The sequence below is a fragment of the Paraburkholderia sediminicola genome, from assembly GCF_046027355.1.
GTDB lineage: Bacteria > Pseudomonadota > Gammaproteobacteria > Burkholderiales > Burkholderiaceae > Paraburkholderia > Paraburkholderia sediminicola_B.
On record NZ_JAQQEK010000025.1, the window covers coordinates 124,443 to 144,803 of the forward strand.

General features: G+C 60.8%; 25 protein-coding genes and 2 pseudogenes. 14 read left to right on the plus strand and 13 right to left on the minus strand.

Translation table 11 applies throughout. The features are described from left to right. Positions 1-264: 264 nt before the first annotated feature. A complete protein-coding gene (locus PQR42_RS33160; RefSeq protein WP_408494692.1) occupies positions 265-1,299 on the plus strand; it encodes an IS481 family transposase in 1,035 nt (344 codons plus the stop codon). 33 nt (positions 1,300-1,332) lie between these two features. On the opposite strand, the pseudogene PQR42_RS33165 reads toward PQR42_RS33160, so the two are convergent. The 7 genes and pseudogenes from PQR42_RS33165 to PQR42_RS33195 all read right to left on the minus strand — a co-directional run bounded on the left by PQR42_RS33165 (position 1,333) and on the right by PQR42_RS33195 (position 6,667). Further along, positions 1,333-1,962: pseudogene (locus PQR42_RS33165) on the minus strand (IS6 family transposase). Positions 1,963-2,003: 41 nt separating this feature from the next. Further along, positions 2,004-2,282 carry a PH domain-containing protein gene (locus PQR42_RS33170; RefSeq protein WP_494478188.1) on the minus strand — a complete coding sequence of 93 codons (279 nt, stop codon included), beginning with the start codon at positions 2,280-2,282 and terminating at the stop codon, positions 2,004-2,006. Beyond that, the gene (locus PQR42_RS33175; RefSeq protein ID WP_408494696.1) at positions 2,198-2,539 is read right to left on the minus strand and encodes a hypothetical protein; all 342 of its coding nucleotides are present in this window, start codon (positions 2,537-2,539) and stop codon (positions 2,198-2,200) included. Before PQR42_RS33175 ends, PQR42_RS33170 begins: the two co-directional genes overlap by 85 nt. A gap of 22 nt (positions 2,540-2,561) precedes the next feature. Beyond that, the gene (locus tag PQR42_RS33180; RefSeq protein ID WP_408494698.1) at positions 2,562-5,801 is read right to left on the minus strand and encodes an LPD7 domain-containing protein; all 3,240 of its coding nucleotides are present in this window, start codon (positions 5,799-5,801) and stop codon (positions 2,562-2,564) included. Positions 5,802-5,805: 4 nt separating this feature from the next. After that, a complete protein-coding gene (locus PQR42_RS33185) occupies positions 5,806-6,033 on the minus strand; it encodes a hypothetical protein (protein ID WP_408494700.1) in 228 nt (75 codons plus the stop codon). Positions 6,034-6,044: 11 nt separating this feature from the next. Beyond that, complete coding sequence (locus PQR42_RS33190; protein ID WP_408494701.1) at positions 6,045-6,410, minus strand: plasmid mobilization protein; 366 nt, start codon at positions 6,408-6,410, stop codon at positions 6,045-6,047. After that, positions 6,410-6,667, minus strand: a complete 258-nt coding sequence (locus PQR42_RS33195) for a hypothetical protein (RefSeq protein ID WP_408494735.1) — start codon at positions 6,665-6,667, stop codon at positions 6,410-6,412. The genes PQR42_RS33190 and PQR42_RS33195 overlap by 1 nt, the downstream gene beginning before the upstream one ends. Positions 6,668-7,001: 334 nt before the next feature. On the opposite strand from PQR42_RS33195, the gene PQR42_RS33200 reads away from it, so the two are divergent. Further along, complete coding sequence (locus tag PQR42_RS33200; RefSeq protein ID WP_408494703.1) at positions 7,002-7,523, plus strand: hypothetical protein; 522 nt, start codon at positions 7,002-7,004, stop codon at positions 7,521-7,523. Between the two features lie 348 nt (positions 7,524-7,871). Here PQR42_RS33200 and PQR42_RS33205 read toward each other — a convergent pair whose 3' ends face one another. Further along, on the minus strand, positions 7,872-9,926 hold the full coding sequence (locus PQR42_RS33205; RefSeq protein WP_408494705.1) for a ParB/RepB/Spo0J family partition protein: 2,055 nt from the start codon (positions 9,924-9,926) through the stop codon (positions 7,872-7,874). 220 nt (positions 9,927-10,146) lie between these two features. Between PQR42_RS33205 and PQR42_RS33210 the strand changes: the two genes are divergently transcribed. The 9 genes from PQR42_RS33210 (at position 10,147) to PQR42_RS33245 (ending at position 14,907) form a co-directional block, all read left to right on the plus strand. Next, positions 10,147-10,560, plus strand: a complete 414-nt coding sequence (locus PQR42_RS33210) for an antirestriction protein (protein WP_408494707.1) — start codon at positions 10,147-10,149, stop codon at positions 10,558-10,560. A gap of 62 nt (positions 10,561-10,622) precedes the next feature. Beyond that, the gene (locus PQR42_RS33215) at positions 10,623-11,489 is read left to right on the plus strand and encodes a DUF932 domain-containing protein (RefSeq protein ID WP_408494709.1); all 867 of its coding nucleotides are present in this window, start codon (positions 10,623-10,625) and stop codon (positions 11,487-11,489) included. Positions 11,490-11,509: 20 nt separating this feature from the next. Next, positions 11,510-11,809 carry a hypothetical protein gene (locus tag PQR42_RS33220; protein WP_097397482.1) on the plus strand — a complete coding sequence of 100 codons (300 nt, stop codon included), beginning with the start codon at positions 11,510-11,512 and terminating at the stop codon, positions 11,807-11,809. A gap of 45 nt (positions 11,810-11,854) precedes the next feature. After that, the gene (locus PQR42_RS33225) at positions 11,855-12,217 is read left to right on the plus strand and encodes a single-stranded DNA-binding protein (protein WP_408494711.1); all 363 of its coding nucleotides are present in this window, start codon (positions 11,855-11,857) and stop codon (positions 12,215-12,217) included. Positions 12,218-12,665: 448 nt separating this feature from the next. Continuing rightward, entirely contained in the window at positions 12,666-12,911 is a 246-nt protein-coding gene (locus tag PQR42_RS33230) for a hypothetical protein (protein ID WP_408392868.1), read from the plus strand. A 4-nt stretch (positions 12,912-12,915) separates the two neighbouring features. Further along, positions 12,916-13,521 (plus strand): DUF7673 family protein, encoded by a 606-nt coding sequence (locus PQR42_RS33235; protein ID WP_408494713.1) that lies wholly within the window; start codon positions 12,916-12,918, stop codon positions 13,519-13,521. Then, the gene (locus PQR42_RS45800) at positions 13,502-13,654 is read left to right on the plus strand and encodes a hypothetical protein (protein WP_459252330.1); all 153 of its coding nucleotides are present in this window, start codon (positions 13,502-13,504) and stop codon (positions 13,652-13,654) included. Before PQR42_RS33235 ends, PQR42_RS45800 begins: the two co-directional genes overlap by 20 nt. 35 nt (positions 13,655-13,689) lie before the next feature. Further along, positions 13,690-13,956 carry a hypothetical protein gene (locus PQR42_RS33240; RefSeq protein ID WP_007731376.1) on the plus strand — a complete coding sequence of 89 codons (267 nt, stop codon included), beginning with the start codon at positions 13,690-13,692 and terminating at the stop codon, positions 13,954-13,956. A gap of 411 nt (positions 13,957-14,367) precedes the next feature. Next, complete coding sequence (locus PQR42_RS33245; protein ID WP_408494715.1) at positions 14,368-14,907, plus strand: hypothetical protein; 540 nt, start codon at positions 14,368-14,370, stop codon at positions 14,905-14,907. Positions 14,908-15,106: 199 nt separating this feature from the next. On the opposite strand, the gene PQR42_RS33250 is transcribed toward PQR42_RS33245, so the two are convergent. Both PQR42_RS33250 and PQR42_RS33255 read right to left on the minus strand, forming a co-directional pair. Further along, positions 15,107-15,583, minus strand: a complete 477-nt coding sequence (locus PQR42_RS33250) for an RES family NAD+ phosphorylase (RefSeq protein WP_408392887.1) — start codon at positions 15,581-15,583, stop codon at positions 15,107-15,109. Continuing rightward, positions 15,583-16,023 carry an Xre family toxin-antitoxin system antitoxin gene (locus PQR42_RS33255; RefSeq protein ID WP_007731380.1) on the minus strand — a complete coding sequence of 147 codons (441 nt, stop codon included), beginning with the start codon at positions 16,021-16,023 and terminating at the stop codon, positions 15,583-15,585. Before PQR42_RS33255 ends, PQR42_RS33250 begins: the two co-directional genes overlap by 1 nt. Positions 16,024-16,835: 812 nt before the next feature. Here PQR42_RS33255 and PQR42_RS33260 point away from each other — a divergent pair. Beyond that, positions 16,836-17,153, plus strand: coding sequence for an SDR family NAD(P)-dependent oxidoreductase (locus PQR42_RS33260; protein ID WP_408494717.1), 318 nt, complete (start codon positions 16,836-16,838; stop codon positions 17,151-17,153). Beyond that, on the plus strand, positions 17,150-17,341 hold the full coding sequence (locus tag PQR42_RS33265; RefSeq protein ID WP_408392876.1) for a hypothetical protein: 192 nt from the start codon (positions 17,150-17,152) through the stop codon (positions 17,339-17,341). The genes PQR42_RS33260 and PQR42_RS33265 overlap by 4 nt, the downstream gene beginning before the upstream one ends. A gap of 181 nt (positions 17,342-17,522) precedes the next feature. Here the strand turns inward: PQR42_RS33265 and PQR42_RS33270 are convergent, their stop codons facing one another. Together PQR42_RS33270 and PQR42_RS33275 are read right to left on the minus strand one after the other, a co-directional pair. Next, positions 17,523-18,338: an alpha/beta fold hydrolase gene (locus PQR42_RS33270; protein WP_408494719.1), complete on the minus strand. Its 816-nt coding sequence runs from the start codon at positions 18,336-18,338 to the stop codon at positions 17,523-17,525. A 176-nt stretch (positions 18,339-18,514) separates the two neighbouring features. After that, positions 18,515-19,288, minus strand: a complete 774-nt coding sequence (locus PQR42_RS33275) for a 3-oxoacyl-ACP reductase family protein (RefSeq protein WP_408494721.1) — start codon at positions 19,286-19,288, stop codon at positions 18,515-18,517. 233 nt (positions 19,289-19,521) lie between these two features. Here PQR42_RS33275 and PQR42_RS33280 point away from each other — a divergent pair, with 233 nt between their 5' ends. Continuing rightward, a complete protein-coding gene (locus tag PQR42_RS33280) occupies positions 19,522-19,992 on the plus strand; it encodes an Lrp/AsnC family transcriptional regulator (protein WP_408494723.1) in 471 nt (156 codons plus the stop codon). 118 nt (positions 19,993-20,110) lie between these two features. Here PQR42_RS33280 and PQR42_RS33285 read toward each other — a convergent pair. Beyond that, a pseudogene (locus PQR42_RS33285) lies at positions 20,111-20,361 on the minus strand (hypothetical protein); the annotation flags it as partial.

Here is a 20,361-nt window from a genome sequence, read left to right on the forward strand (position 1 = left end):
GCCCTTGTAGTTTCTCTGGAGCGGCAATAGCCGCCAGGGCGGTCGCGGTGCATTGCGATAGCTTGATGCCGACGGGTGTCTGGTGCGATTCGGTTCGCAACCAACGAGTGAGAAAACGGTCGCGGTTAGTATTTGCAGCGGTGAAGATGGCGCGCTGTACTCGCTGTGAATTGACGCAACTGTTCGCGGCGTACTTCTTTTACCCTTGACTCCGGCCGGCTAATGTGTGTGATTCACACAGATCGTTTCAACTAAAATGAGGCGATGGACCGCGAAATTGCGACTCGATTACGTTGGGTGTTGATGTATCAGGAGACCGGCAACGCCGGCCTCGTATGCGCACGTTGTGGCATCTCAAGGCCGACACTTCGCAAATGGTTACAACGCTACCGGGATGCTGGAGAAGAAGGTCTTCGCTCTCAAAGTCGCCGCCCTCTCAACAGTCCAAACCGGAAGGTCTCCGAAGCTGATCGGGCGACGATTCTGCGGCTGCGCGCCGAGCATAAGGGCGCACGGCGGATCCAGAACGAGTTGCGGCTTCACGAACAAAGAGAGCTGTCCCTCGGGACCATTCACAAGGTTCTGACCGAGGCGTCTGTGAAGCCACTAGTGCGCTCCAGGCGGCCGGCACATCCCACACGCTATAGTCGCCCGGTTCCGGGAGATCGGGTCCAGATGGACACAATGAAGATCGCGCGAGGCGTCTATCAGTACACGGCCATCGACGACTGCTCGCGCTTCCGCGTACTGGCTGTGTACCCTCGCAGAAATGCCCGCAATACGCTGCTTTTTCTTGATCGCGTCATCGAAGAGATGCCGTTTCCGATCCAGCGTATCCAGACCGACAGGGGCGGCGAGTTCTTCGCCGAATCAGTGCAGCGGCGTCTGATGAGCGAGTGCATCAAATTCCGACCGATCCCGCCACGCTCGCCACACCTCAATGGCAAGGTCGAACGTTCACAACTTACTGACCTGAACGAATTCTGGTTCCACCATGTCCCGACCGAAGACGAGATTGACCGACGAATTGAGGAGTGGCAGTTCGACTACAACTGGCGCCGCCCACACGGCTCACTCGGCGGCAAGACTCCCGTCGACCGCATCGCAGAAGTGAGCGAAATCACACCTCTCGCGGAGCAGGTGGAAACCGCCTACGACGGGTTGAAAGAGAGAATCCGGCATCGCGAATGGCGAGTCGACAAGATCCTTGCCGAACATCATCGGCGCGCGCTTGAACTCGCGTCTCCTAACGGAGCCACGAACTCAAGCGCGCAAAGAAAACGGCGTTCAAGAAAGTGAAATGATGTCTGTGAATCGCACAGCTAATGGGTGTCACTTTAGCGCGAAGTGCTGCCGGAGCGGTCCGAAGCTCGAGAGAAACGCCCGCGTGCGCCTGGGGTCGCGAAATCCGCGCAAGCGCCGCTCACGTTCACGCGTTGGTTGATGGCTATTTTCGGCCCTGTTGTTCACGCGGGCTGCAGCCTTGACGAACACGTGTTTGATGTTTGCCAGCTCGGGAATCCTGGACTTCGCGGCCGGATAACTGCGTAGCTGGTCGGTGACGATCTTGCGCGGCACCGGGCACGAGCGAAGCACGCGTTTGAAGAATCGCACGGCTGCGGTCGTGTCGCGCCGCTTCTGCAGCAGGATATCGAGTTCGGCGCCGTGCTCGTCGACCGCTCGCCACAGTACAAAGGTTCACCGCGCAGCATCACGAACAACTCATCGAGATGCCAGGTACTGCCCTTTGCGCCGGGCAGCCTTCACGCGATGAGCGAACTCGACACCAAATTTATCGCACCAGCGGCGCACGGTTTCATAACTCACCACTATGCCGCGCTCCAACAGCAACTCTTCAATGTCACGCAAGCTCAACTGAAACCGGAAGTACCAGCGAACGGCACAACTGATCACCACTGCAGGAAAGCGATGACCGTGATAGAGCGATCTGGAATTATTCATCTCCCGATTTTACCCGACCACCTCAGCAACGTGACAAACCCTTACAGGCGACCCATGTTGACTTCGCGAATGCCCTTCGCGTCGCGCAACGCGATCGCGGCACGATTCAGTTCGCCTCTCAGCTGCTCGGCGCCGCGCATGCCGGGAAGACGCCCCTGCGGATTGTTCGAGTCGCTGGTCAGCACGAGCACCGTGCCAATACCGAAAGGTCGTTGCCACCAGGGATGCAACGACGTCACATCCTGGATACGGAAGAGTTCGAGGCTCTGCACCTGCCGGCTGAGAATGCCCTGCCTGCAGATGATGCGGGCAGTGTCGATGTTGGTTTCGGTGTACCCGTACGCAGATACGCGACGACGGCGCCCACCGCGATCGCGAGCAACGCGACGACCGGTGCAAACCAGGGCACTGACCAGCGCGTCAGCGCATACAGGTAGGCGACAAAAACAGCGATCGCGTCGACGCCGCCCTTGATGTAGGTTGGCAGATTCACGATCTGCGACGGCGTGCCGCTGAAGATTACGCCGGGCACGACCGCAACCAGGTCGTCGCGGTCGATGTGTGCAAGCTGGTTCATTTTCTTCTCTCAGTTTGATAATTCATCGGTCAGTACCTGGTCCATTGCCGAGCGCATCGGGATCAGCAGGCGATGCCGCATCCTGGTCTGGATTGGACGGATCTTCCGGAGTGGGTGGCGGATGGCGCACGGCATCGCGCAACTCGTCGCGTTCCCATGTCTCGCGCTCACGCTGCGCCGCCCGACGCTCCAGCGCCTCGGCATCGAGCTCTGCTGCACGGACCTGTCGGATACTCTCCAGCTCCGGCTGCTCAAACACGATGCGCATGCGTGTGTCGGCCGCCACACGCGCCGCGGCCGCCTGGAAGTCACCAGGTCCGGACAGTGACAGCGTGCTGCCGAACTTCTGCTGCGCGAAGCGCAGCGCAATCTCGATCGCCTCGCGTTCGCTATCCCACAGCCGTAGCGTGCGCCCCTCGTCGACGAGGAACGCCACGCCGTCCTTTCGGTAGTCGACCTCGCCACTGGCCCGCACCTCGTACGTGATCGACGGGCCGGCGTAGATGATCTCGTTGCGATCGAGCGCTGCCGGTCGCTCCACAGCACGCGACGGCGTACTGAAAATGACCGCGCGTTCGTCGTCTGCCCGTTTCGTCCGCAGGCGGATCTGCTGCATCCGGCGTAACTCACGCAGCGCCCTTTTGTCGCCTTTCTGAGCGCGCTCCTGCAGGAAGTCACGATACTGCTCGGTCAACGGCCGGCTTGCGGCGCCCTTCAGTGCATCCCGCTCTTTCGCGATCTTCACACGCAGCGCGGCCTCTGCCTCAAGGCGCGCAACACGTGCTGCGGACAGCTGCTCGCGGCGCTGCACGCCTGACAGGTCCATGCGCGGGCGTTCAATGAGCGCGCTGCGGGCACTGTAGAACTCAGATTTGACCGCCTTTCGCCGCTCACTCTCATGATCGGCCTGCGCATCCCACGCGCGACGTAACTCGTTCCGGAATGCCGATCGCCATTGCTGGAACTCGCCCCATAGGTCCCGTTCAGGCGTACGCCTCGGTGCATGCTCCGGATCACGTCCTGTCTGTGCACGATAGGTCTCGCGCAGCAGCTGCGCTGCCTGCTCCCATGACAGGTTCATCTCTTTGGTGAGGAAGTCAGACACATTCAGATTGCGCGAGCCGGCCTGGACTCTGTCACCGCCGTCCGCGCCTTTGCCGATCGAATACTTTTCGACGAACAGTCCGTGCGTATGCGCGAGCACGGCCAGCAACCGGCCCGCGTCGAGCGTCGCACGAATCTCGGTGAACTCATCCCGCTCCCGGGCACGTCGCGCCGCGCGAGCCTCGGACAGGTCACGCGCAAACTGGTCACGAACGGTATCGGCGGCCCGGCCGGTCGACGCGCGCGCACCTGCATTGAAATCGACCGACGCCGCGTCCGTCGGCAGCGGCGTATCAGTTGGCCGGATCTCGAACGGCAGCGATTCGATCGCATCGAACGATTGCACATCCGCAAGGCTGCGGATTTCGTCACGCGGTCCAAACCCTGCAGGCAGGCGGCGGCCGCTCAGACCAAAAGGCTCGCGTGAGCCGAACTGTCCTCCGGCCCGCATGAACTTCCCGGCACCGGTACGCGCTAGACGCGTCCGCCCTGCCTCGTCCGCCTGGTCCCACGCAACAAACATGCGCTCTACGATCGCTTTCCATTCAGGCTCGCCGGCGGAACTGTCAATGGCATCGGGTTCGCCCGACCATTGCCCCCGATCCGCGAACTCGCCGTAATTGCGGCCCACATCGAAGCCGCCGTCGGCACCTTCGCGCCATCGCGACCGCGGCACCGAAATGTCTAGCTGTTCTCTTCCCGCTCGCTCGCGATCGCCAGTCCATCGCAATGCGTCAATTCGTTCGGCTTGCTGGTTTCCCAGCTCCAGTAATGCATCAGCCGGCAGAAGCACTTGATGTCGCGCGGCGTTGCCATCCACACTGCTGCCGGGCATGCCATGCACACGGTGGGCGGATTGGGACGGCGCGCCGGATCGATCGAAGCGAGCGTCAAAGTCGTGATCCGCTCCGGCTCGCCATCGCCCCGTGATTTCGCGGTGCGCGCGTTCGAGCTCGTTCCACCATTGCTGCGACTGCCCTGTCCTTTCCGGTTCCCGCCCGGCGCCGCGCTCTCGCGCCCGCCCTCCTGCTCCGGCGGCTCCCATCCGCTGCCAATCTCGCCAGTGTCCGGATCGATCGTGGCGCTGTTGTGTTCGCTCTCGTGTGCGTTCATTAAGCCCTCCTGTTGCGTCATAGAACCGCTGGTCGCGGTGATCGAGAATGCGCCGCTGCTCCGCCAGCGACGCTGCCTGATACGTCTTGTAAAAACTGCTGCCGCTGTTCAGATACTTGATCGCGCGCGCGCGCGTGTCGTGCCACGTCTCGAGCGAATCGAGATAGATCCGCGGCGTATCGCGCGATACGCCTGGCTCGACGTACTGCCCATGCACATTCGATTTGAGCGCCTCACGCTTGGCCGCAGCATCGAGCTCGATGAACTCGCGCGAAAACACGAACTCCTTCAGGTTCACACCCTTCGCGGCACCGGCCGGTTTGACGTTCTCGTACTCCGACTCCCTGCCGGCATTGCGTGTGCGCGTCTCGCCGTACTCCGTGATCAAGGCCCTGAAGTCGTCATACCGGGTCACATCACGCGTCATCATTGCCTCAAGAATCGAGGCCTTCAGCTCGCGGTTAGCGCCCTCGAACACATCGCCCTTGTACCGGCTGATCATCTCGGACGCGTCCGTGAACTGCACACGCCGGTTGTCTTTCGGACTCGCTAGCCCGTACTTCGCGTTGATGTGCTCCTGAAAGGCCTCCAGATACCGCTCGTTATGGTCAACCTTCCCGAACGGATCAAGCCGTCGGCCCGTTACCAGATTCATTTCCGGGATCACAACATGCACGTGAACCTTGCGCTCGACAGCCTCGCCCGTCTTGCGGTCCGCATAGCTCTTGATACGCGGCACATGCGCTTCGGCGTAGAAGTTGTATTCGTCCCGACGGTACGCGGCAAACGCAAACGCCTCGAATTCGCGCACGATCTCACCCAGCAGTTCACGGTCGACCTCATCCTCCTTGAATGACAGCGTGACATGCAGGTAGCGTTCAGCGTCCGTGTCGATCGACTGGATGATGTCGTTCGTCAGATCGAGATCCCCGGCCAGGATCACGCGCTCGTCCATCTCGTCGCGCTCCATCTCGCGCCCCTGCTTCTGGCCCTTCTCCAGGTATGCCTTGATCCCGTCGTGATAGCCGCGCACGCGTATGAGCATCGTCCTACCCCTGCGCCCCGCGCCCGGCGAGCCAGCGCTCCGCACTTTCGATGCGGGAAAGCAGCGTGCTGTGCACGATCGACCGCAGCAGATGGCTACCCGCAAAGACCGACGCCCGGGCGCCGTCGCAGTCCGTCTGCGTTAGCGTAGGCGCATCGTCATGGTTGCAATCGAAGTGCAGCTTCGCCTCCAGCTCGACGACCGCGATGATGGCGGCCTGCTTTTGATCCATTCCCATCGCTATCAGTCGACCTTGTTCAGGGTTGCCTTGAGGTACTGCCCGATCAGCTGCATTTGCGTGAGCAGTTGCTCATAAGTCGCCTCCGAGAGCTTCCCGCGAACGTGCTCCGAGTTCGCCCGATGCGCGATCTGGTTCAGGTTGTTGCTGGTCTTGTTGAAGATGTACAGCAACCGCTTGCGGTCGCCGCTCGCCACCGGACGCGCAATCACCTGCGTACGGTTGGTCAGCACCGCCTGCCGGAAAAACTCCGATTGCGTCATCCCGCTTCGCGCCACCTTGGCAAGGTACGCCGCGCGATCCGCATCCGATAGACGGAACGCGATCGGCTTGCCCAGTCCTGCCCCGCCATTGCTTTTTTGCTTTGGCATCACCAGAGCCCCGTCGAGCGACCGCGGCCGATCTCAGCGCCGACCATCACGAACGGCCTGCCGTCGTCATCGATCGGATGCGCGCGAAACTCGAATTCTGGCCACCGCAACTCGCACTCGCGCAGCGCGCGCATCGCCTGGTCACCCGTCATCGGCCATGTATAACCTGCCCACGGCAGATAACGCGGCTCGCTGCCGCGCTCGTCGGCACGCGGCCCCACCACAAGCTGAATCACCCATTCGCTACTCGGAATCATCACTGCACCTCCGTATTCATTACGCATACCAGGCAGTGCTTAGTGTCGGTGGCAGAGCTACCGACCAGGCTGACGCGGCAGTAGATCGCGTCGGGGGTTTCAAAGGGGCCCGCCCCTTTGGCACGAAATATTTTACGGAACGCGTAGCGTTACGTAAACATATTCGACGTGCCTCGCCCCGCTTTCGCCACACATTATTTCCTACGCATATTCTGCGACGCTACTACATCAATACATCACGCATTGCATGGGAGTACTACCCAATACAACCTTGCCCCTACATGCTGTCGTCATTCATACTACGCCCATACTACATTTATTCGCCATTTTCCCAATGGATCACGAACAGCTTGCTTCCGCGCTGCGCCGCCTTGCCAGCACAAGCCCGAAACGCAGCAAGGCTTCCCGTCTCAAGGCCCTCCTTCCGGACATCGAGGCGGCGCTTGCCGCTCGCGTTCCGGCCGTTGATATCCTGAATGCCTTGCGCGAACAGGGACTCGACATCTCCCTTCGGACGTTTCACGGAACCCTCTACAGGCTTCGAAAGACCGCCTCTCCGTCCGGTCCCGGACGCAAATCCGGCGCTGCGGCAGCCCGCCCCAGCGCCCCTGCCCCCGTGACAGCCTCCCGGGCAACAGCCCCTCTCGAAGCGCACAAGCCTGCGCCTCCCACGACCGATGCACCACCACCGGCCCAGACACGCATCAAAACCTTCGAACAATTGCAGTCTGACAATCCCCACCTCTCAAGCATGCAGTTGAACCGCCTCTACGCCGAACAGTACGGTGAACCTCGCGTGAGCAATGCCGATATTGACGCGCTCAAGAAGAAATATCCTCAGCACACGAAACCCTGAACCGCATCGCCCCGTCGCGCTGCGCCGGGTCGGGCCGCTCCCCATGCATCCTGCATGGGTCCCCGTGGCCCTCGATACGGGCGCGCAGGCGCGCGCCAATCCGCCTGAGGGTCGCGAGGGGCAGCAAAGGCCTTGCAGATATGGGGCGGTATTCAGGGTTTTGCTGCCGCGCCGTTAATGAGGCTAGCCGGTTGTCCGATCCGCACGGCGTGTGTTTGCGGAGCCAGGCCGTTACCGGCCTCGGCTCCTTTTTTTGCCCACACCGCATGCGGGGCGCTAAAAGCCGCCCGGGCTTTCACCCGGACGGCGACATGTGACAACCTGCACTTACGCGAAGTGCATCACGGCTCAGGCGGCTTCGGTTTCCTCCGCATCCCCGTCGTTGCACTCATCCTGCGTGCTGTCGGCATCGCTTTCCTCTTCATCCTCCCAATGGCCGTACGTGACATGTTTCGGCACCTCACGGTTGCGCAGCACTTCCGGAAACCAGCCCGAGTCCGTCATGCGAAGTTCGGCGGCAGCGGCGGCGTCCCCCTTTTTCATCCCGCGCAGTTCGCCTGCGGCCTGCGGCGAAACCGTCTCGCCGACAACGGTCACGATACGATCTTTCGAGACGTGCTCGAAGTACCCTGCGCGCGTTGGCTTCCAGTAGCGCGTGAGGTCCAGTTCCAGTGTGTTCGCCACTTCGTTGACCAGGTGCGCCCGGTCAACGGGACTGATGCTGTCTACCGTCGCGGCCACGCAGAATGCAAACAGGTTCGACATCACGTCCACCTCCTGTTGCAGCAGCCACGCGAGCAGTTCATCGGTGCGCTTCGGCAGCATCCGGCTCCACTTCGCCCGCTCGCCTTCAAGCGCCTTCCATGCGGCGCTGTTGGCCATGTCGTCGGCGTTCGACACCAGCGCATCGCGCGACGTATGCACGTCGATCCGCACCGCATGATCGATGTATGACTCTCCGTACACGTTATCGAACACGGTGGGGATCATCCGGTACATCAGCACGGCCAGCGCAACGGTCGGCTGTTGCGCAAGCTCGATCTGTACCGCAGCCGTGCGGTGCGCGGTCAGCCGTTTGCACAGCTTTTCGCCGTGCAGAGGCTTCGCCTTCGCGGGCAGGTCGCGATTTCGCTGCGCTTGCGCAAGCTGCGCGATACTGCCCGCGTCTGCGTCGTTGATTTCCCGGCAGCGCAGGCCACGCGTGATCTGCACCTTCCCGTCCTCATCAATGGCGACGAACGCACCGGCCTGCTTCATGTCGTCGGCGGTGAACGTTTCAAAGCGCTCGACATCGGCGTCAACAGCAGCCGAAGCATCGTTGAGCGCGTTGTCCAGCTTTTCCCAAAGCGCCTCGTCTTCCTCGCTGTCCTGATCGGCGTAATACGCATCGAGCGCGGCCTTCGCCTCGTCGCGCGTGGCAACAAGCTTCGCAAGCTCGGCCTTTTCCGCTTTGGTCGGCTTTCGTGTGGTCGATGCGATCCGGTCGTACTGGAACAGTTCGGCCTGGTCACAGCGGGTCCGCGTCTCCACGAAACACCAGCCTTCAGCGGCTACGGCCTGGGATAGCTCGATCAGGCGGTCAGTCGCAAGCCGATGCAGCAGGTCCGCGTCCGCGATGTATCCGGCGTTGTGGTCGTCGGAGAACAGATCGCGACGCACGTAGCCGCCTGCCGACTCGTAAGCGTCCAGCCCGACAAACTTCGCGAGCGGATTCTCGCTGGCGTCGAGTTCCGCTTTCGTCAGCGCTAGGCGCAGTTCGGATGGTCGGCGTTGCCAGGCATTTGGGGCATCGTTCCACACGCGTTCCTGCGTCGCGTGATCGTCGGCCAGTGCAAGCACCTTCGCCTGCTCATAATCCAGCTTGTCGTCGCGCAGCAGGTCAAGCAGCGCCGGAGCGAGGTTCGCAATTTTCAGTGAACGGCGCACCACCATTTCGGACACTTTGAACAGCGCCGCGACGTGGGCCACACTTTTGCCCTCCTCCGTGAGCAGGCGGAACGCGACGCTTTCATCTGCGATCGACATGGCTTCCCGTTCCCGGTTCTCGATCAGCGACGCAGCCACCGCCTCGCCATCACTTACGATCAGCACCGGCACCTGGTAATCCTTAGTAATGTGCCCCTGCGAAAACAGCAGGTCCAGCGCAGCGAGCCGCCGTTGTCCGGCGCACACGCCGAGCTTCGGCACCTTCGCGCGGCCTTTCATCTCATGCACGACGAGATTCTGTATCAGTCCTTTCCCGGCAATTGTTCCGGCCAGCGCCTCGATGCCGGTGGGTGCCTTTTTGCGGATATTCAGCGGTGAGTGGCACAGCCGTCCGTACGGGACGTATTCGATCTGCGCTTCGTTGCCGAAGTTAGCTTCGAGAACGGATTCAGTTACACGGATTTCAACGACTTCCATTATGGATGCCTCCGGAAATGGGCCGCAGCGGAATGCCGGGCCACATGGATATGATAGGTCTAATTGCCCTTATCACACGCAATTATTCGATTTATATTTTAAATTTATTTATCTTTATGATTGAAAAACGGGATCGTTAAAATCTTGATATAACGGTCAATACGACCTAATATAAAAGCGTGGCCCGGCATTCCGCTGCGGCCCATTTCCGGAGATAACCGTGATTGACAATGAAACCAGAATCTCGTCGGCAGTCGTTGTCGATGAGTTGCGTCTGAATTTCCTTCCTCACTACCTGGGCGCGCAATACCTTCGGGGCGAGGCATTGGTGTACGACTGGGCTGCCCGCCTTTCGAGTGCCTACAAGGGCGGTTCGTGGGACTTCTTCCAGTTGTCGACCAGCGGTTTCTATATGGCTCCAGCGAACTGCGGACGGGTGCATGTGCGGTGGCACATGAACGGCTACAGCGACACGATGGGCGCTGACGCGTTCGGCATCGTCGTCACGCTGTTTGCCCTGTGCCATCTGGCGGAAAAGTGCGGCGATGACAGGATCGTTGACCACTACCACGCGCTGCGGGCCTACGCGGCGCAGCACGTAGAGGCCGCCAACATTCTGCGCGCCATCGACTGACGCATTGACCACTCACGGCTCCGGCCTGTGGGCTGGGGCTGATCCTGATATTGGGGAACAGCATGGACACCACTTACCTGACAAGCCGCTTCGGACGCACCGCAGTTGGCACGCGTTCGGATCGCCCGCTGACGAATGACGAGATTGCTGAGGTTGCCCCGTCGATCTTCGCGCTGTCCGCGCACGAAAGTCGCTCGGAGCGGTACACCTACATTCCGACCAGCGACGTACTGGACGGCCTGCGCAAGGAAGGTTTTCAGCCCTTCATGGCCTGTCAGACCCGCGTACGCGCCGACGACAAGCGCGCACACACGAAACATATGGTCCGCCTGCGCCACGCCGACCAGATCACGGGCCGCGAAGCCAACGAAATCATCCTTCTGAACAGCCATGATGGCAGCAGCAGCTACCAGATGCTCGCCGGGATGTTCCGGTTTGTGTGCCAGAACGGTATGGTCTGCGGAGACACCATTGGTGATATCCGCGTGCCTCATAAGGGCGATGTGGTCGGCCAGGTGATCGAGGGAGCGTTCAAGGTGCTCGACAGCTTTGAGGCAGCGACCCATCAGCGCGAGGGGATGGCCGGTCTGGCATTGACCAACGGCGAACAGACCGCTTTCGCGCGGGCCGCGCTTGCGCTGCGGTACGACGACGAGAAGCCCGCGCCCATCACTGAGCAGCAACTGTTAACACCGCATCGCATGGAGGATCGCGGACCGGACCTGTGGACGACATTCAATCGCGTGCAGGAAAACATGATCAACGGCGGCCTGCGCGGTCGTAATGCGAATGGGCGGCCAACCACAACCCGCGCCGTGACCGGCATTGACCAGAACATCAGGCTCAACCGCGCCCTCTGGGTGCTCGCCGACGAACTGTGCCGCCTGCGCGGGGCTGACAGGTGCGCCCGGCCTTCGGGCCGGGCATGACCTCAACTATGGAAACCGACATGGATACCGCTCACATCCGCCCAACGTGGCTAACCGCCCTCCTTCCGCTGCTGGCCGTCTATCAGTACGGCGATCGTTCCCTGGTGCGCGCGGAACTGTTTCGCATGGCCTTGTCCGCCGATGCCGCAGCGCGCTCCGCCGAAGCACTCGACCGGATTGCCAACATGCTGGACCGCGACGGGCACCCAATCGACATGCACCGGGAAGAGTTGCGCGCGATAGCCCGCAACGCTCTCTCCGAGTTTCATCGTGTGCCGCCCCGTGCCCCGCAGCCTGCCCTACCCGAGTCAGGATTTTAACGAAAGTTTCCCTCTGTTTCATTCAAACCGTCAGGAGTACCAATCATGAACAAGCTTTTCTTTACTGGCCGTGTTGCCGCCGCCCCAGTGCTTGCGAATCACGGTGATTCGAAGGTGACGAGATTCACCCTGATTTCCAACGAGTACGCCGGTCGCGACGAAGGCAGCGGCGAAGCGAAAGAGCGTCAGGTGAGAATCCAGTTCACCGCGTTTGGTTCGCGCGGTGAGGCCATCGCCAGAAACGTTCTGAAGGGCGATCAACTGATCGTTGAGGCGAAGCTGTCGAACAACGATTTCACGGACCTTGAAGGCATCGGGCGTTACGGCTACAACTTCACGGTCGATAACTTCGACTTCGGCGCTCCGGGCGAACTCAAGCGGGCGCAACTCGCGCGGCGTCAGGAATGATGCATGTCGGCCCCGGTTCATGCCGGGGCTGTTGACCCGTACAGGAGATGACGTTGAAACCTTGGGCTGCGGTGGTTCCTTCCGGCTGATGCCTGGCCGAAAATTGCCTCAGCGGCATGCGCGTCCCAGCCGTCCGGTAGGGGCACCCCCTTCCTGCCAAACCTTGAGCCCGGATAACCTCATGCGTCACGCGCGCGCCGGCGCGCCCGGATCGAGGCGCACGGGGACCCGCGCCAGCAGGCGCGGGGAGAGCGCCGGCGCGGCGCAGTAGCGCCGGGACGATCCGGTACAGCGCAAGCGAACCACGGCCGGGGTCGTCAAGCAGCCGCAGGCTGCGTGTTTCCTCCGCGGCGAAGCCGTGGGGGCTGGATCCTGGATCGGCTTGCGGACCGTCGAGGCCAGCGCTGTCGTACGATCCCGTACACGGACTCAATCAACAGGACCAGAGATGGAAGAGAGAACGATTTACGCTCGCGCCGACGAACTGAAACGTCTCAAGGCACACATGGTTGTGACCTGGCGCGAACGGCGCCAAGGAACTGGCGTTGGGTACAGTAGCGAATATTTCGGCGGGATGGTTTCCGGGCTTGCATTGGCCGACGCCCTCGATGCAACAGTGTCGTTCAGCATCGCCGCTTTGATCACCGAACGCGGGTACGAGGCCGAAGCCTCCTACTCCGGACCATCAAGGTAACACCATGAACATTCAGCCCCGCCCGAAAACGCACCGGGTTACGAGCGACGTGCCCGAGCACCTCCTCGTGGCGCCCCAGCACACCATCACGGAGTCTTTTGCGAACGCGCACGGCGGCCAGACGCCAGCGCAGCGCGCAGCGGAGATCCGCGTTGACGATCGTGACCGCCGCCTCGATTCGCTCCTGCAGCTCGTTGACGTAGCCGAAGGCGACACCGAACAGGCGGAGACCGTCGCCGAATTTCTCGCGTGCCTGTACAACGGCACCGACTACCGTTTCGACCTCACGGCGCTGCGGGCGCTGGACGACGATATCTTCGACCAATGTCTCGCCGTGCTGCGACTCGACCACCGCCCGACTGTTGAAGTGCACGGCTATTTTTCTGACGGTGAGCAGCGCTGGCAGCAGATAATCACGCGCTGGAATCTCGACAAACGGCCCGCGCCGGAGCCGGCGCCGGTTCATGGCGAACGCTATCAGGCCCGCTATGTGACGAATCAGGAAGCACCAGGTTATCGCGATATGACGCTGGTGGTGGCGATCGATGGGGACCCTGCACGTCAGCGGCCGATCGAGCTAGACTTTTCAGTTGGCGACTCGAGCGTATAGCCGTGATCTTATCGACCTGCATCGCGGGGCGTGGCGGCCGCGTGAGTGGCACGAAGGGCCACTCGACATGAAGGAAGGCGAGCTCCGGCCGCAGTGGCTTTACATTCCGGGCGCACGCCTTATGCGCCAGTAGTTGAGACGAACGTAAGAGTACCAGGGGAAAAGCATATGGCAGTTGATACAACCACGACAATCCGACGCGAATGCTTGCAGCCCGCGATCTATTGGGCCAAACCGACCGGGGCTGAAATCCAGGAGGTAGTCCGGCTGGCCGGTTTTACCGGACGTAGCGCAGCGGAATTTCTGGACCTCGCTGACAAGAGCGGGCGGCAGATACGTCGTTGGATCAGCGGCGAAAATGAAATCCCCTATTCCGCATGGGCGCTACTCTGTCATGCCGCCGGATTTGGCCACATCTGGGAAACAGAAGAATAGCCTCGATACGCTGATGATTCGCAATCCTGCGGTTCCTGTATCACGCCGGGGTCGCGACCGATCGAGGTGCCCCTTCTAGATTCGGACGTTTATGTACGTGAGGCTGGGGCCATCCCAGTATTTCCGAATCTTCAGGTGCCCTGTTCCCTGACGGCCTCCCCGAGTGTGTCACGTAACAAAACGAAAAAAGATAAAGCGATGCCATGTCGGGTTGCAATCGGCTTTGCGCCGTGAGCGATCCTCTCCGGGGAACGACACCCGGGCTGGGACCCGACACCTGCAACCATCTGCCCGGATGAATACATGCCGTGCAAGGCAGCTTGTGCACATTTACGTTACGCGTAACGAAATACCACATTTATCGTTATGAATAACGTAAAATAGATGGGGTCAAACGCACCAGGATGGATCATGCCTTCACCGGCAAACGACAAGGTCACCGGCACCAAGGAAAAGCGTGGCCGTGGCCGACCACGGAAGCCGGATGCGATGTCGAACGCCGAGCGCCAGGCAGCGTGGCGAGCCCGACATGGCGCGCGCACAAAATCCGTTACTGTAACGAAAAATATCCCTCCGCCTGCCGACGCCCATGACGCCCTGGTGCGGGAGTGTGAGCAGCTGCGTGGTGAACTGGTACAGGCGCGGCGCGAGCTTAAGACTGTGTCACGGGCGAAGCCATCTGCCCGAGCTGCTTCTGACGTGGCGACGGTCCTCGGACGGCTTCCGCGTCAGGAAGACGCCGATTCTGGCGAGCGGCGTCTGCACCTGACGATGACTGGCACCCAGTTTTTCGCGCTGGAGCGGCTGGTCGCGCACTTCGGCCTGTCCCGGCGCGCGGTGATCGAGCGCCTGATCGACTGGGCCGACGACACGTTTTCGAGGTCACTTTACGACGACGAAGCCGCATTTAACCGTTACATCGACCGTGACCGTAACGAAACCCCCCACTGAATGGATCCGCACGAGCCAGTTCAAGGTCCTGCAGGACCGGTTCCGCCAGTGGTCCCTGACTGGCTACGTCCCTCAACGCATGCTGTAACCGGTTTTGACAACACACAGGCACCTTGAATGGCGGCATCCAGCGAAGCATGGCCGGCGGGTTGGTTGATCACACCCATCGTCCGCTTGCCGCCGCCACACGAGATGCTCGTCACGATCCCTTTGCAGCCGCGCGCCGCAATAACCGAGGGTCGGTCAACCACTCATCACGCGTTCCAACCAGGACGAGCGCGAAGTCCGGATGATTGGGATTGAGCAAATAATTGGATTCCGCAGGAACGACCGCACTGGGAACAGCCAGCACGGCGCTGGTTCGCTTCCGCTCCCACGCCGATCCAATCTGCTGTAACTCGGCCCGCGCCGAGAGATCCCGCCAGTCGCGAGGCAAACTGGCGGGATCGATACGTTCGACGATTTTCTCCGGGATACTGGCCGGGATCATCACATAGCGGGCACGAAGCGGTGAATCCTGGACCAACATCTCGAGCAGCGCGAGCGATTGCGTCTGCGCCGTGTACACCATCGCGACGCCTTTGGGGTTCCACCGGCCACCGTACAATCGCGCTCCTTCTCCAGAAAAAGCGGTATCCGCATATCGTTCAGTCACCACTCGCCATGCCGTGAACATCACGCAAACACGCCATGCTCGATGCGTCCCAGCGTATCCATCACGCTATCGGTGCCGATGTCGGTATCGACAAGACTCAGTGGCGTGGCGTCTTCCAAGGCAGCAACCGGCATCTTAAGCCAGGCGAGTGCCAGGTCGAGATCGTCAAACACCTCGGCAGCGCGCGCGGCGACACGCGCGAGTCGCAGCAGCTTGGCTGACTCCTCACGGCTCAACACCCCTTCCCGCTTGCGACGCGCCAAGGTACGCTCCGGAATATCGAGCGCCTGCGCCAGTTCTGCTTGCGAAAGTCCGATGGATTTGAGCATCGCGTCCAGCGCCCGCGACGAAATGCCGTGGCGGACGACCTCCACCCATTCAAGGCCGGATCGGGGAGAACGCGGAAATACCGAACGCCCTCCCAGCAATGAATCGGCTGATACCTTCTCGATGACGTTCATCGGTTTCACCTCCTGCCATTTGGCATCTATTTTATACCAAAATGGCAGAGACAGTAGTTGCTGTCAGGGTATCGCCGGTCCGTGCCGGACGGCCGGCTACTTTCAGCGAAAGATCCCGCCAAACACGCCTGGAGGGAGATCGACGACACTACCCAGGCACCGCTCCGACGAGAAGGTGCGCTCGCCTCAGGAATCTGGAGACCCTGGCGTATGGGAGCGAAGGCTGAGGCGGGCAATGCACCACAGGTGAGCTGCGAAGGCCCACGACGGCACCTCACAGAGTCACAAGACGCAAACAGCCGGTAACGGCCCCGCGCAGCAGTCTGGACCTTTGCATCTACTTGCGTTGCACACGCGCGGCTTTTCTAAGTTCGCCGGCAACAAAGGAGCCAAACGTATTGGTGATATCCGACAACGTCAGGATGTTGGCCTCTGTGACCGTAGACCGTATTAAAATTGCCACCGTTGCGCCGATAAATTTGTCAACTCGCAGGCTGGACGAAGTCCAATGTCGTCTCCGCCTTGCGCAAGAAGGTTGCAGGGACGCGAAATAATTGTGTCAACGGGGAAGCCGGGTGTCACCCGCCCGGGTGGCACGATTCGGCGAGCGGAGGGCGCTGCCCGTCCGGCACAGATCGGCCAAGAACCGTCCCTCGCGATCGGTTTGAAAATGTCCGTTCATGACAGACGAGCCGCCTTTCGACGCTAGCGAACGCAGCCAGCGCGTGGTGGGCGCCGGCTGGCGGTAACCGATTGAAATAGTCACACGTAAGCGCATTGCGAACCGGGAAACGGCCGATCCCGATCTCAACGTGCTGATCAACAACGCGGGCCTCATGCAGGTCGATGCGGCGGACTGCCGCATCGACGATACGCAGATGGTGTCCACCATCACAACCAACCTGATGGGCCCGATCCGCATGACATCGACCCTCATCGAGCATCTGAAGACGAAGCAGGACGCTGTCGTCGTCTATAACACCTCAGCGCTCGGTTTCGTTCCGCTCGCCGCGACGGCGGTATATTCGTCGACCAAGGCAGCGCTCCATTCGTACGTCATGTCTCAACGCTTCATTTTGAAGGGCGCAGGTGTTCGCGTGCGCCGCCGTGGGTGCGTACCGATCCGATGAACAGCCGCGAAGCCGAACAAGCGATGCCGATCGATCAGTTCATCGAGGAAACCATCGCGGTGCTTGGCACCGACGCCGTCGAGATTCTGTTCGACGCCGCAAAGCTGCCGCGCAACAACCCGGGACCTGGCAAGCACGGCTTCGTCAATGGCTTCAATGAGCAGATGACGGCAGTCTTTGCCGGGTGACGCGCCGCTTCTTACAGGCGACTGCCTACCTTGGCCGATGCGTTTGCGGTTGACTGTGACTGCATCAGAAGCGTTCGTTATCTAACGTCTACGCTGATCTCGGCCTAGCTGACGCGGCCGAGATGCACCGGAACGCGTCCGAGTCATTGAGCACGCGAGCGCGTCGAATGTAGTATTCAGCCTACGCCACATGCTGGCCAAGCCACGCAAGTAATGTGTCAGTGACGAAGGACTGATTTTCAAGGTTTGAGATGTGACCCGCGTCGGGTATTAGCATTTGCCGGCAGCCGATCACCGCAGCCATCCGTGCCATTTCGGTTGGCGGCCGCGGAATGTCGAGTTCGCCGCACATGATCAGCGTACTGGCGGCATCAAGGCCGGCAAGACTGGCAAGCGCGTCGGACCGCCCGAAAATTAACCGGCCCAGCGGTACAACCGACTGTCGCAACTGGTCCGCAGAGAACCCCGCCAGCGCTTTTCGAAACCTTGCGTGCACTTCACCGTCCAGCGTTGCGCCCCGGCGGAAAAACAAAGGCACGATGACGTCGATCATCGGAGCGGGAATGCCGCCAAGCGATTCGATCGCGTTGAACATCTGGGAATAGTGCTTGAGCGTCGCATCAGGTTCGGCGCTCCTGTCGGTATCCATCAGGACGAGGCACTTGACACGGCCCGGGTCGCGCAACGCGAGTTCGGACCCCCACATCCCGCCGACCGACAAGCCGACTATCGCGCATTGTCCGATACCCAGGGCATCCAGAAGGCGGTCCGCATGTGTGGCCAAATCGCCAAGCGTATGCGTATTCTCCGGGAGCCGCCCGGATTGCCCGTGGCCCCAAAGGTCCGGAACGATGACCTGATAGTGGCGAGACAACGCGTCGATTTGCGGCGCCCACATTGACGAATCCCACAAGTAGCTGTGCCCCAGCAGTACCGGGAATCCCGTGCCGCGAGTCTGATAGTGCAGCGGCTTTCCTTCAATTTCGATGAATGGCATGTTTGATCATTTAGAGGTATTGAGTTAAGTGCGGTAGGCTCGCTACGTCGCAACGAGTGCTGCGTAACAACGATTGAACCGATCAAAGCATTCCATCGGTTCGTCATGTAATCGACGGTCGGCCTCCGTGATGCGCTCCCGACACTGGGTGCCTGCTTCGGGCCCGAAGCCATCAGTCAAGCACTTGTGCCCCCATCGACCTTCAGACTTGTGCCCGTTATGAACGCCGCATCGGGGCTTGCCAGCCAGGCGACAAGTCCCGCAATATCGTCGCCTGATCCGTACCGGCCCAGTGCAATTGAGCCCCGGATCTGGTCGGCCATCGGACCGTTGGCCGGGTTCATCACCGTATCGATCCGTCCGGGCTGGACGTTATTGACGGTAATTTCCCGACTGCCAAGATCTCTTGCCAGCGCACGCGTCATGCTGGTTACCGCACCTTTCGTCGCGGCGTAGACGGACACGCCCGGAATCGGCATGTAGTCGCTGCTGATGCTGCCGATATTGATGATCCTCCCGCCTTTTTCCATGAAGCGGAGCGATTCCTGAATGGCGACAAGCAGGCTCCTGACGTTGATGGCCAGCATCCGGTCGATATCTTCCAGTGGGAAGTCGTCGATCAGGCCGCGGCGGAACATTGCGGCGTTGTTCACGAGAATATCCAGTCCCCCGAAGCGTTTCGAGGTCGATCCGACCGCGGCTTTTACCGCTTCCGCGTCGGCGCAATCCGCGCGAATTGCCACGCCCCGCCCCCCGGCGCGTTCGATGTCCTCGATGACGCGATCCGCGTCGCCACTTGAGTTCGAATAGGTTATCGACACGGCCGCGCCATCGCTTGCGAGCCGTCTTGCGATGGCCGCGCCTATCCCGCGCGAGCCCCCGGTCACGAGCGCCACTTTGCCAGCCAGTCGTCCATTAGAAAAAGTCACGTTTGCTCCTTTCAATTGCATTCTCTGCTCGTTTCAGATCGGCCACGCTTGCCTCGTACATCAGCAAGCGGGAAGCATGTGCGAGCGGCGCACTACCGAACCCGGCAACGCTGCGCTGCTGCGACAGGACACGACATGTCGTGTGAAAAATTCTAGCTAGCCTGCGCCGGTCGTACGTGCCAAAATGAGCCAATGAATTGACCTTGTGTGGCAACATTAGGCACATTTCTGCGTTTATTTGACATGATGAGCCAATGAAATTGGACCGGATCGACGTTGATATCTTGGAGGCGCTGCAGCGTGACGCTCATGTCAAGGCCGCGGACCTCGCTGAATCGCTTGGCATTTCGCTTTCGCCGCTCTACCGGCGCATTCGTTTGCTCGAAGAGGCGGGCGTCATTACAAAATATGTGTCGCTTCTGGACCAGGAGAAGGTGGGATTCCCGGTCACCGCCTACGTATCGGTCGCAATTGAAAAATCCGCGGCAAAGCTGGCTGCTTTCGAGCGCGCCCTGCTGGGTTGCGAGGAGGTGATGGAGTGCTATCTGATGACGGGCGCGTTCGATTACATCGTGCGGGTGGTGGCCAGTGACATGGCGGGAATCGAACGTTTCGTGATGACGCGGCTCGCGACCATCGAGGGTGTCCGCGACGTCAGCACGTCGATCACCTTGCGGCGCGTCCAGTACAAGACCGTGCTACCGGTTCGCGAGGGGGGAGAGTAAATATCCAATTGCACCGGAAGTACCCGATCGATGGAGCAGACTGCTCAGGGTGCCAGGCCGCATTGCGTACCTCGATTGGCTGTGCCGACTGACCTTCAGGTTGCCGATCGCTCTTTCATCAATTGGCAACGCTGCTCCAATTCGATTCGATAAGATACTGCCGACCGGAGCGACGCGCCGACGCCCAGCGTCCGCTTCGCCGCGCGGAGCGGACCTTGGCGACATTCCGCTGAGGGGCGGCAGTGGGTCGACTGCTACCTAACGTCAGCGACTCCGCGAAGGCGTTGCCAATCGCTTCAGCGCGACTTCCGAGTGCACCCGGAAACAGAAACACCGGGCTGATGCGGCTCATTTCGGCACAGACCGCAA